Here is a 13,444-nt window from a genome sequence, read left to right as displayed (position 1 = left end):
GAGCGGGCTATAGCCGCTCATTTCGCGCCTTGCAAGACGCTTGATTGCAAAAAGCGCTCAGGCTGCGAGCAACTTCTCGACCTCGTTCACCAGCTCGCGCAGATGGAAGGGCTTGGACAGCACTTTTGCGTCCTTCGGCGTCTGGGAATCGGGGTTGAGCGCAACTGCAGCGAAACCTGTGATGAACATCACCTTGATGTCGGGATCGAGCTCGGTGGCGCGCCGCGCCAGCTCGATGCCGTCCATCTCCGGCATGACGATGTCGGTCAGCAGCAGTTCGAAGGGCTCTTCACGCAGGCGATTATATGCTGAAAGCCCATTATCGAACGACGCCACGTCGTAGCCCGCATTCTGCAGGGCCTTGACCAGAAAGCGGCGCATGTCGTTGTCGTCTTCAGCGAGAAGTATCTTGGTCATGGGCCTGCTTCGTCCGTCCCGTTCGGCCTATCGATAGAGGCCGCCCACCCCGGACAACCCCTTCTCTGTTTCGTCTCGCCCGATTCGGCATTCCGAGCCAACGCGCCGAAGCGTTATCGCCTGCCCGGAGCGCTTGGAACACTATCGCAGTATAACGCGCCAACATGGTAAACAAGGCGTGAACGCGATGTTCGATTCAGCGCCGAATTCAAGATCGCTTCATCCGCTCGGCAATGTGTGCTTCAGTCCTCGTGCATGACCATCTCGTCCGGTAATTTTTCTGCTGAAGCCGCCGACATCGTCGTCGAGATCGAGCGCCCCTTCAGCCTCTATCAGCCGCCGCTCCAGGTCGTGCCGGTGGTGGTCGACGTGCCGCATGCCGGCCGTCGCTACCCTCCCGGCTTCGTGGAGCGAGCACGATTGCCGCTGCGCTCGCTGCGCCGCTCCGAGGATGCCTATGTCGACCGGCTCTTCGCGCAGACGGTCGCCCTTGGTGCGCCGCTGCTTGTGGCCGAATTTCCGCGTGCCTTTCTCGATGTGAACCGCGAGCCCTATGAGCTCGACCCGCGCATGTTCGACGGCCGCCTGCCCGCCTTCGCCAATACCCGCTCGATGCGGGTCGCGGGGGGGCTCGGCACAATTCCACGCATCGTCGGAGACGCGCACGAGATTTATTTTGGCAAGATTCCGGTGGAGGAAGCACTCGCCAGGATCGACGAGCTTTATCGCCCCTACCATGCCGGGCTGCGCAGCCTGGTCCAGCGCACGCAAGGCGCCTTCGGCACCTGCATTCTGGTCGACGCCCACTCGATGCCCTCGACCGGGCTCGACCGCGACGGGCTCGCCAAGTCGGATGTGATTCTCGGTGACCGCTTCGGCACCAGCGCCGCCGGCTACATCATCGACATCGCCGAGGAAGCCTTTCGTCGGCGTGGGCTCAGCGTCACGCGCAACCGCCCCTATGCCGGTGGCTTCATCACCGAACATTACGGCGCTCCGGCCTCAGGCGTGCATGCCCTGCAGATCGAGATCAACCGGTCCCTCTACATGAACGAAGCGAACCTGGAGCCGCATACCGGTTTTGCAGAGTTGGAGCAGGCGATCGGCACCGCCATGGCGGAGTGCTTCGCGCATTGGAGCGGCTGGCTCGACGATTGGCGCGAAGCTGCGGAATAGCCTGTTTTCTCAGAGGCTTGCGATGACGGCATCGGCGCAGCGCAGAAAAAAGGGCCGCGCACTTTCGTGGCGGCCCAAGTCTAGGGAGGAAACGCCCAAGGAGGGCAAACGAAGGCTTGAGGTGATCGCCCCTTCGCAGTGCACAATATGACTGTGCAGCGCAAAAAAGCAAGCGCCTTTGTCGAAAATCTTATGAGCCATGCGCCGCACGCAATCCAAAACTGCTGATTTTCCGTCAGATTCCTTGTTTTCCGACGACGAGCGCCGCTAGAAGAACCGAGCGAGCAGGCTGGATCCTGCATTTTTGCTGCGCAGCATAGCGCAGCTCCGGAGAGCAAAGATGAGTGCGGTTGATTTCGGCGCCTTCGTCGCGGAACTCGCGACCCAATCCGGCCAGGCGATCCTGCCCTTCTTCCGCGCCAAGCATGCGACCGAGGACAAGTCCTGCGGCGGCGTGTTCGATCCCGTCACCGAGGCCGACCGCGCCGGCGAGAACGTGATGCGCCACCTGATCAAGCGCAATTTCCCCGAGCATGGCGTGCTCGGAGAGGAGTTCGGCACGGAGAACGGTGAGGCCGAATATGTCTGGGTGCTCGACCCGATCGATGGCACCCGTGCCTTCATCTCCGGCATCCCGGTCTGGGGCACGCTGATCGGCCTGACCCGCGAGGGCGTTCCGGTTTACGGCATGATGCACCAACCCTTCACCGGCGAGCGCTATTCCGGCGACGGCCGACAGGCACGCTATGAGGGTCCGGGCGGGCCACGGGTGCTGCGCACGCGCCAGAACGGCGAGCTGGCCACCGCGACGGTAATGACCACCAGCCCAAAACTGTTTCAAGGTGCCGAGCAGGAAGCCTATCTGCGCGTCGAAAGCGCGGTGCGCCTCGCCCGTTACGGCTGCGATTGCTATGCCTATTGCATGCTGGCCTCGGGCCATGTCGATCTCGTCATCGAGAGCGGGCTGAAACCCTATGACATCGTCGCTCTGATCCCGATCGTCGAAGGCGCCGGCGGAATCGTCACCTCATGGGATGGCGGCAGTGCCGCCAAGGGCGGACGCATCATCGCCGCCGCCAACAGGACGCTGCATCAGGCCGCCCTCGCCCTGCTCGCCGGCTGAGCCGGCCCCGGCGATCGCTTCGCCGGGAATGAATGCATCGAAGGCCGCCCAGAACTGCGCGCGGACGGCATCCGTTTCCATCAGGATCTCGTGACGCGCAGTCGGCAATATCAATGCCGAACCGGTCTTCAGCCGCGCCGCGAAGCGCTCGATTGCAGGCGTCGAGACCACCGGGTCGCGCCCGGCTGCGATCACCAGCGTCGGCACCCTGACCTCTAGAGGCGCCGAGGGAGCCGCCAGCCGGTTCATCAACCGGAACGCGGTCCTGACCCAGCCGACGGTCGGATCGCCGATGCTCAGCTGGCTCGCCGCAGCTGAAAGCGCGGCGTTCCGGGCATAGCGGACGGGGTCATTCGTCAGCCGATTGCCCTGGAATGGCTTGGTCGCGATCGCCGTGTCACCGCCGCCAGGCACGAAGGCGCTGCCGAGGCCGAGCCAGTACAGCACGCTTGCGAGATAGCTAGCCGCCCGTGGCCGCTCGACCATGGAGAGGCCGAGCATAGGCGCGAGCGCGACCAGTCGCGAGACCGGCAATGCGTTGCGCCGGGCGGCGTCGAGGCACAGCGCCGCCCCCATCGAATGCGCCAGAACGAAATAGGGACGCGGCAGCCGGGCCTGCATTTCCGCCATGGCAAGTGCGAGGTCGGTCTCGTAATGCCGCAGACGGCCGACATGCCCCTTGCGTTCACGCGAGACGAAGCGTTGCGAACCGCCTTGGCCGCGCCAGTCGAAGGCGAGAACGTGGAAACCGCGGCGGCGCAGCTCGGCGATCGTCTCGCTGTAGCGTTCGATGAACTCCGCGCGCCCCTGGATGATCACGACGGTACCACGCACTCGCTTTACTGTCGGGTGCCAGCTCGCGAAGCGGAGCCTGGCTCCGTCGCGCGCCAGGGCAAGCCAGACCTTGCCATGCCCGGGAACCGGGTAGTCGGGGAGGGAAAAAAGCTCGGCCTCGGCCATCAGGCGCTCCGAATCGCGGCGACAGTCCCGGGCGGATGCCCTCGGTTATGCCCGCTCGAGGCGGCTCTTGAAAAGCTGAAATCGCTCCCCAATTCCTGGTCACGTAGGCCGATACCGGCTGCGTGAACCTGAATGGGGCCTGTGCTCAAGACGAGGCAGGCTCGACCAAACGTCGCTTCTTCTGGAGGACATCATGCGTCACTTCGATCTTTCCCCGCTCTATCGCTCGACCGTTGGCTTCGATCGTCTGTTCAACCTGCTCGACCAGGCGACCAGCGCTGAAACCGCGCCGACCTATCCGCCCTACAATATCGAGCGCACTGCCGAGAACGCCTACCGCATCTCCATCGCGGTCGCCGGCTTCTCCGACAGCGACCTTGCCATCGAAAGCAAGGAAAACACCCTGACCGTACGCGGTGAGAAGCAGGTTTCCGAAAGCGCCGAGAAGCGCGAAGTCCTGCATCAGGGCATCGCCGCACGCGCCTTCGAACGCCGCTTCCAGCTCGCCGACTATGTCCAGGTGACCGGCGCGAGCCTCGAGAACGGCCTGCTCCATATCGATCTCGTCCGCGAGATTCCCGAGGCCAAGAAGCCGCGCCAGATCGCCATCGGCGGCAAACCCGCCAAGGTGCTCGAGGCCAAGGTTTCTAAGGCCGCGTAACACGCCCAGCCCAGGGCTGGCAGACAGAGGGCGCCCCCGGTTTCCGGGGGCGCCCTTTTCACGCCTGGAATTGGCGATCGTCTCTCAGTCGAGAGGCGCGACCGGAACGGCAGGCGTCGCCGGGCGCGGTGTGGAGGGCGCCGGATCCTCGATCTGGACCGGTGGCAGCTCGACCGGCGAAGCCTTGATCTCCGGCGATTCAGCCTTCGCAAGCGGCGGCTTGTGCTCGGGAGTCTCCGTTCCGCGAACATCGTCGGGGTTCACCAGCTTCGGCTTCTCCTCGCCGGATGGCGTGGTCGGGCCCGGCGTCGGCGCGACGGGTGTTGCCGGCGTGGACGGAGCCTCGGTTGCTGGCGCACGAGCCTGGGCAGGAGCCTGCTCGACAGGTTTTGCCTGTTCGGCTGGCGGTGTCGGCGCCGCCGGAGACGGGGGCATGACCGTTGCAGGCGCGCTCGCCTCGGCGGGAGGAGCTGGCGCCTTCTCCGGTTCAGGAGCCGGCATCGGTGCGGCCGGGGACGCCGGAACGACTTGGGCAGGCGCGTTCGCCTCAGCCGGAGCCTTGAGCGAATCGGGGCGCTCCGGCGGGAGCGGCAGCAACCGCGGTTGAGCCGGGGCATGCTCACGCGGATCGACGCGCGCGACATCCGGGGCGGGTCCCCTCATTCGTTCAGGAGTCTGCAGGTTCACCCGCCGGACGAGATCGCCGCTGAAACGATCGAAGATCAGCCGTACGCGCCGGCCATTCGCCATGCGCCCATCGACCACAAAATCGGACTCGGTGCGCGTGGTGCGGTCGACCTGGGCGAGTCTGTGCTCGCGGATGGCGATCTCGGCGATGCTCCGTGAAGACAACGGCGCAGGCGGCGGCGCATAGCGATAGCCGTAACCATAGCCATAAGCGCGACGCGGCACATATTCGTAGCCATAGTCGTAATAATACTGCGCGGCGGCTCCACCGGCCGAGCCCGCCAGCGCGCCGGCAACAGCCAGGCCGATCAGCGCGGCGCGCGAGCGCGCGGTCGAAACAGAAGCCATATCTCCATCCTTGTTAACGGACCGAACGGGGGCTTCAGTCTTCCTTAGGGATTACGGCACCCATGCGGCGTCAATCAGGGGATATTTCAGCGAGACGGCGCGTTCAGCAGCGAGATCAGCTGTTCGACATCCTCGGAGCGCGTCGCAAAGGACATCACGAACCGACCGACAATATCGCCCGATGCAAGCGCTGCATCGTCGGGAAGCGCGGTGTCGGACCAGGCGTGATAGCCGACCCCGGCCGCCTTCAGGCGCTCCTGCGTTGCAGCATCGAGGACGAGAAACGCCGTATTGGCCTCGCAGGGCCAGGCCAACCGCACCGAGCCGCCTCTCGCAACCGCCTCGGACAGCCGGGACGCCATCGCGTTGGCGTGGCGCGCCAGCGCCAGCCAATGGCCGCCGGCCAAGAGGCCCTCGAATTGTGCGCCGATCAGCCGGCCCTTGGAAAGAGTATGACCGGCCCGCTTGCGCCGCCATTTCATTTCAGCAGCCAAGGCCTGATCGAAGAAGACCACGGCCTCGGCTGCCCAGGCGCCATTCTTGGTGCCGCCAAAGGACAGGACGTCGACGCCCGCCTTCCAGGTGATCTCGGCTGGAGAGCAGCCCAGCGTGACCAGCGCATTGGCAAAGCGGGCGCCATCCATATGCAGCTTCAGGGCGCGTGGCTCGGCCGCCTGCTTCAGGGCCCGCACCTCGTCGGGACGATAGACCAACCCGCATTCGGTTGCCTGCGTGATCGAGACCGCCTGCGGCTGCACCTGATGCAGCGCGCCCTCGCGCATCCGCGCCAAGACCTTGGTCACGGACTCAGGCGTGATCTTGTTGCCGGTACCGGGCAGGCCGATGAGCTTGGCGCCGTCGCCGAAGAATTCCGGCGCGCCGCACTCGTCATCGGCGACGTGGCTTTCCTGATGGGTCAGGACCGCGCCCCAGGGGCGCGTCAGGCAGGCCAGCGCCAGCGCGTTCGCAGCCGTGCCGCTGGTCACCAGGAAAACCGAGACCTCATGCTCGAACAGCTCGGCAAAGAGCCGTTCGACGCGCTGGGTCCAGATATCGGTGCCATAGGCGGCCGCTGCGCCGTCATTGGCGGCCGCGATCGCGGCCATCACCGGGGCGCTCGCACCCGCCGTATTGTCGCTGATGAAGTTCATGAACGAGCGTTAGCGAGGCGGGCGCGCCCTGCCAAGCGCAAGGCCGGAATGACGCCTTGCACGGCGCGACTGAGCCCGGACCGGCCGCCGCCGGTATAAGCCCTTCGGACAAGAAGCGTGCGACCCAACTGTGCCTTTCATCCCGGAAATGTCGCCATCGAAACGCATATCGCAACAATATTTCCAATCCGCCCAAAATTCACGCTTGTGCCGACATTAGAATTCTGGCAAATTCGTCTCAATAGGACAGTGTTACTGTCCCATTTTTCACCGCGCTGACATGAGGCCGCGAGCCTGATGTCGGACGATCGCAACGGAGCGGAGCAATGACGAGGGGCACGGCCACGACCGCCACAGCCAACCGTAAACGCGCCGCCCGTAAAACGGCGGCGTAAACAGGCGCGACAGGGCTCTGGGAAGCCCGAGGCGCCTGCGGAGGACGCGGGCGCGGGATTAAAACAGCGCAAGCCCCCCTCTGACAGACGAACCTGGCCGGACTGGCTCCATCCTTGCTGCCTTGAAGGCCAGCAGGGGCCGGTGCGGACGGCGATGTAGACTGATGCGGGTCTCTCGGCGGAAGCGCGAGGGGTATGGCAAGCGGGGTTTGACGATGAGCGGAACCAGCAAGTCGGGTGTCTTCAGCAGCAAAGCTGTGACGACCATGACGGCCACCGAGCCGGTCCTGACGGTGCGCGATCCGGCCATGCCCGAACGCCAGGGCCTCTACGATCCGTCCTTCGAGAAGGATTCCTGCGGCGTCGGCTTCATCGCCGACATGAAGAACCGCAAGACCCATGCGATCGTCGAGCAGGGCCTGCAGATCCTGCACAATATCGACCATCGCGGCGCTGTCGGCGCCGACCCCAAGCTCGGCGATGGTTGCGGTATCCTCACCCAGATTCCGCATCGCTTCTTCCAAGAGGAATGCGCGAAGCTCGGCATCGCCCTGCCCGAGCCCGGCCACTACGCCATCGGCCAGTTCTTCATGCCGCAGGATGCCGGCGATCGCGCCGTCTGCGAGGAGATCGTCGCACAGACGGTCGAGGAGGAAGGCCTGGTCTTCCTCGGCTGGCGCGACGTACCGGTCGATAACAGCGACCTCGGCGAGGCGGTGAAGGAAACCGAGCCGACCCATCGCCAGCTTTTCGTTGGCCGTCCGGTCGAGATCACCGACGAGGATGATTTCGAGCGCAAGGTCTATGTCCTGCGCAAGTCTGTTTCGAACAAGGTCTACAAGCGCCAGGACCGCGCCACCGCGACCTATTACCCGGTCTCGATGTCGGCCCGCACCATCGTCTACAAGGGCATGGTGCTCGTCACGCAGCTCGGCTCCTATTTCAAGGACCTGACCGATCCGCGCTTCGAGAGCGCGATCGCGCTTGTCCACCAGCGCTTCGCCACCAACACGTTCCCGTCCTGGCGCCTTGCCCACCCCTACCGGATGGTGGCGCATAATGGCGAGATCAACACGCTGCGCGGAAACGTCAACTGGATGGCTGCTCGTCAGGCCTCGGTCGATTCCGAGCTGTTTGGCGCGGATATCTCGAAGCTCTGGCCGATTTCCTATGAGGGCCAGTCCGACACCGCCTGCTTCGACAACGCACTCGAATTCCTGGTCCAGGGCGGCTATTCGCTCGCCCATGCCATGATGATGCTCGTGCCCGAGGCCTGGGCCGGCAACCCGCTCATGGATGAAGAGCGCCGCGCCTTCTACGAATATCACGCCGCCTTGATGGAGCCTTGGGACGGCCCTGCCGCCATCGCCTTCACCGACGGCAAGCAGATCGGCGCGACGCTTGACCGCAACGGCCTGCGGCCCGCGCGCTATCTCGTCACCGATGACGGTCTCGTCGTGCTCGCTTCGGAATATGGCGTGCTGCCGATCCCGGAAGAGAAGATCGTCCAGAAGTGGCGTCTCCAGCCCGGCAAGATGCTGCTCATCGATCTCGATCAAGGCCGCATCATCGGCGATGACGAGATCAAGACCTCGCTCTGCCTCGCCAATCCCTACAAGGACTGGCTGAAGCGTACCCAGATCGTGCTGGAGGAGCTGCCGCCGGTCGAGGCGCGCGCCTCACGCACCGATGTCGCCCTGCTCGATCGTCAGCAGGCCTTCGGTTACACCCAGGAAGACACCAAGATCCTGATGGCGCCCATGGCCGTGACCGGCCAGGAGGCCGTCGGCTCGATGGGCACCGACACGCCGATCTCGGCGCTCTCCTCGAAGTCGAAGCTGCTCTACACCTATTTCAAGCAGAACTTCGCACAGGTCACGAATCCGCCGATCGACCCGATCCGCGAAGAGCTGGTGATGAGCCTGCTCTCCTTCATCGGGCCGCGGCCGAACATCCTCGACCTGGAGGGCACCTCGCGCCGCAAGCGCCTCGAAGTGCGCCAGCCGATCCTGACCAATGACGATCTCGAGAAGATCCGCTGCATCGGTCACTACGAGGACCGGTTCGACACCAAGACGATCGACATCACCTATCCCGCGCGCGAAGGCGCAGCCGGCATGGAAGGCGCTATCGCACGGCTCTGCGAACGGGCCGAGGCGGCCGTGCATGGCGGCTACAACATCATCATCCTCTCCGACCGGCAGGTGGGACCGGACCGCATCCCGATCCCGGCTCTGCTGGCGACGGCCGCTGTCCATCACCACCTGATCCGCAAGGGCCTGCGCACCTCGGTCGGTCTCGTTGTGGAATCCGGCGAGCCGCGCGAAATCCATCACTTCGCCTGTCTTGCCGGCTTCGGCGCCGAGGCGATCAACCCCTATCTCGCCTTCGAGACGCTCGAGGCGCTCTACGAGGCCGGCGAGTTCCCGCCGGAGGTCGACCGCTACGAGGTCGTCAAGCGCTTCATCAAGTCTGTCGGCAAGGGCCTGCTCAAGGTCATGTCCAAGATGGGCATCTCGACCTATCAGTCCTATTGCGGCGCGCAGATCTTCGACGCGATCGGCCTGAAGACCGAGACGATCAACAAGTACTTTGCCGGCACCGTGTCCTCGATCGAGGGCGTCGGCCTGCCTGAGCTCGCGGAAGAAACCGTGCGCCGTCATCGCGATGCTTTCGGCGACTCGCCGGTCTATCGCGATGCGCTCGATATCGGCGGCGAATACGCCTTCCGTATCCGCGGCGAGGACCATGCCTGGACGCCGGAGAACATCTCGCTGCTCCAGCATGCCGTCCGCGGCAATGCGCAGGACAAGTACAAGGCCTATGCCGAGCTGGTGAACGACCAGAGCCAGCGCTTCTCGACGATCCGCGGGCTGTTTCAGGTCAAGGATGCCGACGCGCTCGGCACCAAGCCGATCCCGCTCGATCAGGTCGAGTCGGCGGCCTCGATCGTGCGCCGTTTCTCCACCGGCGCCATGTCCTTTGGCTCGATCAGCCATGAGGCGCATTCGACGCTCGCCATCGCCATGAACACGATCGGCGGCAAGTCGAACACCGGCGAAGGCGGCGAGGAGCCAGAGCGCTTCGTCAAGCTGCCCGACGGCCGCTCGATGCGCTCGGCGATCAAGCAGGTCGCCTCCGGCCGCTTCGGCGTCACGGTCGAATACCTCGCCAATTCCGACATGATGCAGATCAAGATCTCGCAGGGCGCCAAGCCCGGCGAGGGCGGCCAGCTGCCCGGCCACAAGGTCGACGCGCGCATCGCCAAGGTCCGGCATTCGACCCCGGGCGTCGGCCTGATCTCGCCGCCGCCGCATCACGACATCTACTCGATCGAGGATCTGGCCCAGCTGATCTTCGACCTGAAGAACGTCAACCCGGCGGCCGATGTCTCGGTCAAGCTCGTCTCGGAGCTCGGCGTCGGCACGGTTGCGGCCGGCGTCGCCAAGGCGCGCGCCGACCACATCACCATCTCGGGCTATGAGGGCGGCACCGGCGCCTCGCCGCTGACCTCGATCAAGCATGCTGGATCACCCTGGGAGATCGGCCTCGCCGAGACCCATCAGGTCCTGGTGCTGAACAAGCTGCGCGGGCGTATCGCGCTGCAAGTCGATGGCGGGCTTCGCACCGGCCGCGACATCGTCATCGGTGCCCTGCTCGGCGCCGACGAGTTCGGCTTTGCCACCGCTCCGCTGATTGCGGCCGGCTGCATCATGATGCGCAAGTGCCACCTCAACACCTGCCCGGTCGGCGTCGCGACCCAGGATCCGGTGCTGCGCAAGCGCTTCAAGGGCGCGCCCGAGCACGTCATCAACTTCTTCTTCTTCCTCGCCGAGGACGTGCGCGAGATCATGGCGAGCCTCGGCGTCGCCAGGTTTGACGATCTCGTCGGCCGCTCCGACTGGCTCGACAAGAAGCAGGCGATCGACCACTGGAAGGCAAAGGGACTCGACTTCACCCGGATTTTCCACAAGCCGGAGGTGAAGGGCGAAGTCGCCATCCGCCATGTCGAGCGCCAGAAGCACCCGATCGACACCGTGCTCGACCGGACGCTGCTCGCCGAGGCTGCATCCGCCCTCGACAAGGGCGAGGCTGTGGTCATCACGAGCCCGATCCGCAACGTCGACCGCTCGACCGGTGCGATGCTCTCGGGCGAAGTCGCCAAGCGCTACGGCTATGCCGGCCTGCCGGCGGACACGATCACGGTGAAGCTCACCGGCACGGCCGGCCAGAGCTTTGGCGCCTGGGTCGCCAATGGCGTCACACTCGATCTCACGGGCCAGGCCAATGACTATGTCGGCAAGGGTCTCTCAGGCGGCAAGCTGATCATCCGGCCGTCGCCGGATGCGCAAACCATCGCCGAGAATTCGATCATCGTCGGCAACACCGTGCTCTACGGCGCAATCTCGGGCGAATGCTACTTCCGCGGCGTCGCCGGCGAGCGCTTCGCCGTGCGCAACTCCGGCGCGATCGCCGTGGTCGAGGGCACCGGCGATCATGGCTGCGAATACATGACCGGCGGCGTCGTCGTCGTGCTCGGCCAGACCGGCCGCAACTTCGCGGCCGGCATGTCGGGCGGTGTCGCCTATGTGCTCGACGAGGACAAGAGCTTCGCCAAGCGCTGCAACCTCTCCATGGTCGATCTCGAGCCGGTCACCGAGGAGGAGGAGCTGATGCAGCGCATCCACCACCATGGCGGCGACCTCGAGTTCAAGGGCCGGATCGACGTGATGGCCAACATGTCAGGCTACGACGCCGAGCGCCTGCACCAGCTCGTCGCCGATCATCACCGCTACACGGGCTCGCAGCGGGCCAAGGACATTCTCGAGAACTGGACGGAATACCTGCCCAAATTCGTCAAGGTCATGCCGGTCGAATACCGGCGTGCCCTCCTCGAAATCGAGCGGGCGCAAGCCGGCATGTCGGTCGCGGCCGAGTAACCCAATCAGGCGGATGTGAGACGATGGGCAAGGTAACCGGCTTCCTCGAGATCGACCGTCGCGACCGGAAGTACCTTCCGGCTTCGGACCGGATCAGGAACTACAAGGAATTCGTCATTCCGCTCGGCGCGGAGGCAACCCGCGACCAGGCGGCGCGCTGCATGAATTGCGGCATCCCGTATTGTCACAACGGCTGTCCGGTCAACAACCAGATCCCGGACTGGAACGACCTCGTCTACAACGACAAGTGGCGCGAGGCGCTGGACAACCTGCACTCGACCAACAACTTCCCGGAGTTCACCGGCCGCGTCTGCCCTGCCCCCTGCGAGGCGTCCTGCACGCTGAATCTCGAGGACACGCCGGTCACCATCAAATCGATCGAATGTGCGATCGTCGACAAGGGCTGGCAGGAGGGCTGGATCATCCCCCAGCTGCCGCGTGCCAAGACCGGCAGGAAGATCGCCATCATCGGCTCCGGTCCGGCGGGCCTCGCTGCGGCCCAGCAACTCGCCCGTGTCGGCCACGAGGTGCATCTCTATGAGCGCCAGGCGCGCGCCGGCGGCCTGCTGCGCTACGGCATTCCGGACTTCAAGATGGAGAAGTCCCATGTCGAGCGCCGTGTCCGCCAGATGGAGGCCGAAGGCGTCGTCTTCCACTACAATGCCAATGTCGGCGTCGATATCGACCCGGCCGAGTTGCTGGCGCGCTATGACGCCGTCGGCCTGACCGGTGGCGCCGAGAAGCCGCGTGATCTGCCGATCGAGGGTCGCGAGCTCGCTGGCATCCAGTTCGCCATGGATTTTCTGCCGCAGCAGAACCGTCGCGTCGGCGGCGAGGCAGCCAACGGCAATGGTGCCGAGATCCTGGCGACGGGCAAGCATGTCGTGGTCATCGGCGGCGGCGATACCGGGTCTGACTGCATCGGCACCTCGGTGCGCCAGGGTGCGCTCTCGGTGACTCAGATCGAGATCATGCCGCAGCCGCCGGAGAAGGAAAACAAGGCGCTGACCTGGCCGAACTGGCCGCTCAAGCTCCGAACCTCCTCCAGTCACGAGGAGGGGGCCGAGCGCGACTTCGCCATCACCACGCTGAAGTTCACCGGCGAGAATGGCCAGGTCCGCAGGCTGAACTGCGCCCGCGTCGACAATGCGCTGAAGCCGATCCCGGGCACCGAGTTCGACCTCAGGGCCGATCTCGTCCTGCTCGCCATGGGCTTCGTCTCGCCGGTCCGTGAAGGGTTGATCGAGAAGCTCGGCGTCACGCTCGACAAGCGCGGCAATGTCGAGGCGAACACGCTCGCCTACAAGACTTCGGTCGAGAAGGTGTTTGTCGCCGGCGATATGCGCCGCGGCCAGTCGCTGGTCGTCTGGGCGATCCGCGAGGGTCGCCAGATGGCCCATTCCATCGACAAGCACCTGATGGGCGAGACCATCCTGCCGCGATAGGGAGATCCCTTCTCCCGCTCGGGGGAGGACATGCCGCAGCGGACGGCGCATGAGGGGAGCAGGTGGCCCGAGTGGCCCCTCGCCCGCCTCGGCGCTGCGGGGCTCCCCTTCTCCCGAAGGGAAGCGGTATATTCGTGTCGG

The 13,444-nt window shown here is 64.9% G+C and carries 9 protein-coding genes; 5 read left to right on the top strand and 4 right to left on the bottom strand.

The genetic code is table 11. The annotated features are described in order from the left end of the window. Positions 1 to 57 precede the first annotated feature (57 nt). Positions 58 to 417 (bottom strand): cell cycle two-component system response regulator CpdR, encoded by a 360-nt coding sequence (gene cpdR, locus AB4118_RS00700; RefSeq protein ID WP_038363805.1) that lies wholly within the window; start codon positions 415 to 417, stop codon positions 58 to 60. 255 nt (positions 418 to 672) lie between these two features. On the opposite strand from cpdR, the gene AB4118_RS00695 reads away from it, so the two are divergent. Both AB4118_RS00695 and hisN read left to right on the top strand, forming a co-directional pair. After that, complete coding sequence (locus AB4118_RS00695; RefSeq protein ID WP_441487915.1) at positions 673 to 1,593, top strand: N-formylglutamate amidohydrolase; 921 nt, start codon at positions 673 to 675, stop codon at positions 1,591 to 1,593. A 340-nt stretch (positions 1,594 to 1,933) separates the two neighbouring features. Next, positions 1,934 to 2,716 (top strand): histidinol-phosphatase, encoded by a 783-nt coding sequence (hisN, locus tag AB4118_RS00690; RefSeq protein WP_069879102.1) that lies wholly within the window; start codon positions 1,934 to 1,936, stop codon positions 2,714 to 2,716. Here the strand turns inward: hisN and AB4118_RS00685 are convergent. Beyond that, positions 2,621 to 3,676, bottom strand: a complete 1,056-nt coding sequence (locus AB4118_RS00685) for an alpha/beta hydrolase (RefSeq protein ID WP_441487914.1) — start codon at positions 3,674 to 3,676, stop codon at positions 2,621 to 2,623. The two genes, hisN and AB4118_RS00685, sit on opposite strands and share 96 nt — an antisense overlap. 193 nt (positions 3,677 to 3,869) lie before the next feature. Between AB4118_RS00685 and AB4118_RS00680 the strand changes: the two genes are divergently transcribed. Further along, on the top strand, positions 3,870 to 4,337 hold the full coding sequence (locus AB4118_RS00680) for an Hsp20 family protein (RefSeq protein WP_441487913.1): 468 nt from the start codon (positions 3,870 to 3,872) through the stop codon (positions 4,335 to 4,337). 84 nt (positions 4,338 to 4,421) lie between these two features. On the opposite strand, the gene AB4118_RS00675 is transcribed toward AB4118_RS00680, so the two are convergent. Continuing rightward, a complete protein-coding gene (locus tag AB4118_RS00675; protein WP_441487912.1) occupies positions 4,422 to 5,372 on the bottom strand; it encodes a hypothetical protein in 951 nt (316 codons plus the stop codon). A gap of 86 nt (positions 5,373 to 5,458) precedes the next feature. Next, the gene (locus tag AB4118_RS00670; RefSeq protein WP_441487911.1) at positions 5,459 to 6,523 is read right to left on the bottom strand and encodes a threonine aldolase family protein; all 1,065 of its coding nucleotides are present in this window, start codon (positions 6,521 to 6,523) and stop codon (positions 5,459 to 5,461) included. A 661-nt stretch (positions 6,524 to 7,184) separates the two neighbouring features. Here AB4118_RS00670 and gltB point away from each other — a divergent pair. Next, on the top strand, positions 7,185 to 11,858 hold the full coding sequence (gene gltB / locus AB4118_RS00665) for a glutamate synthase large subunit (RefSeq protein ID WP_441488333.1): 4,674 nt from the start codon (positions 7,185 to 7,187) through the stop codon (positions 11,856 to 11,858). A 23-nt stretch (positions 11,859 to 11,881) separates the two neighbouring features. Continuing rightward, on the top strand, positions 11,882 to 13,303 hold the full coding sequence (locus tag AB4118_RS00660) for a glutamate synthase subunit beta (RefSeq protein WP_069879097.1): 1,422 nt from the start codon (positions 11,882 to 11,884) through the stop codon (positions 13,301 to 13,303). The last annotated feature ends 141 nt before the right edge of the window (positions 13,304 to 13,444 follow it).

The sequence above is a fragment of the Allobosea sp. 2RAB26 genome, from assembly GCF_052115465.1.
Taxonomy (GTDB): Bacteria; Pseudomonadota; Alphaproteobacteria; order Rhizobiales; family Beijerinckiaceae; genus Allobosea.
The sequence above is the reverse complement of the archived record's forward strand: the minus strand, read 5'-3'. Positions and strand labels throughout refer to the sequence as shown.

Coding starts and splice junctions, on each gene's coding strand:
- AB4118_RS00675 (WP_441487912.1), bottom strand. CDS start 5,372: ATGGCTTCTGTTTCGACCGCGCGCTCGCGCGCCGCGCTGATCGGCCTG.
- AB4118_RS00685 (WP_441487914.1), bottom strand. CDS start 3,676: ATGGCCGAGGCCGAGCTTTTTTCCCTCCCCGACTACCCGGTTCCCGGG.
- AB4118_RS00680 (WP_441487913.1), top strand. CDS start 3,870: ATGCGTCACTTCGATCTTTCCCCGCTCTATCGCTCGACCGTTGGCTTC.
- gltB (WP_441488333.1), top strand. CDS start 7,185: ATGACGGCCACCGAGCCGGTCCTGACGGTGCGCGATCCGGCCATGCCC.
- AB4118_RS00670 (WP_441487911.1), bottom strand. CDS start 6,523: ATGAACTTCATCAGCGACAATACGGCGGGTGCGAGCGCCCCGGTGATG.
- cpdR (WP_038363805.1), bottom strand. CDS start 417: ATGACCAAGATACTTCTCGCTGAAGACGACAACGACATGCGCCGCTTT.
- AB4118_RS00660 (WP_069879097.1), top strand. CDS start 11,882: ATGGGCAAGGTAACCGGCTTCCTCGAGATCGACCGTCGCGACCGGAAG.
- AB4118_RS00695 (WP_441487915.1), top strand. CDS start 673: ATGACCATCTCGTCCGGTAATTTTTCTGCTGAAGCCGCCGACATCGTC.
- hisN (WP_069879102.1), top strand. CDS start 1,934: ATGAGTGCGGTTGATTTCGGCGCCTTCGTCGCGGAACTCGCGACCCAA.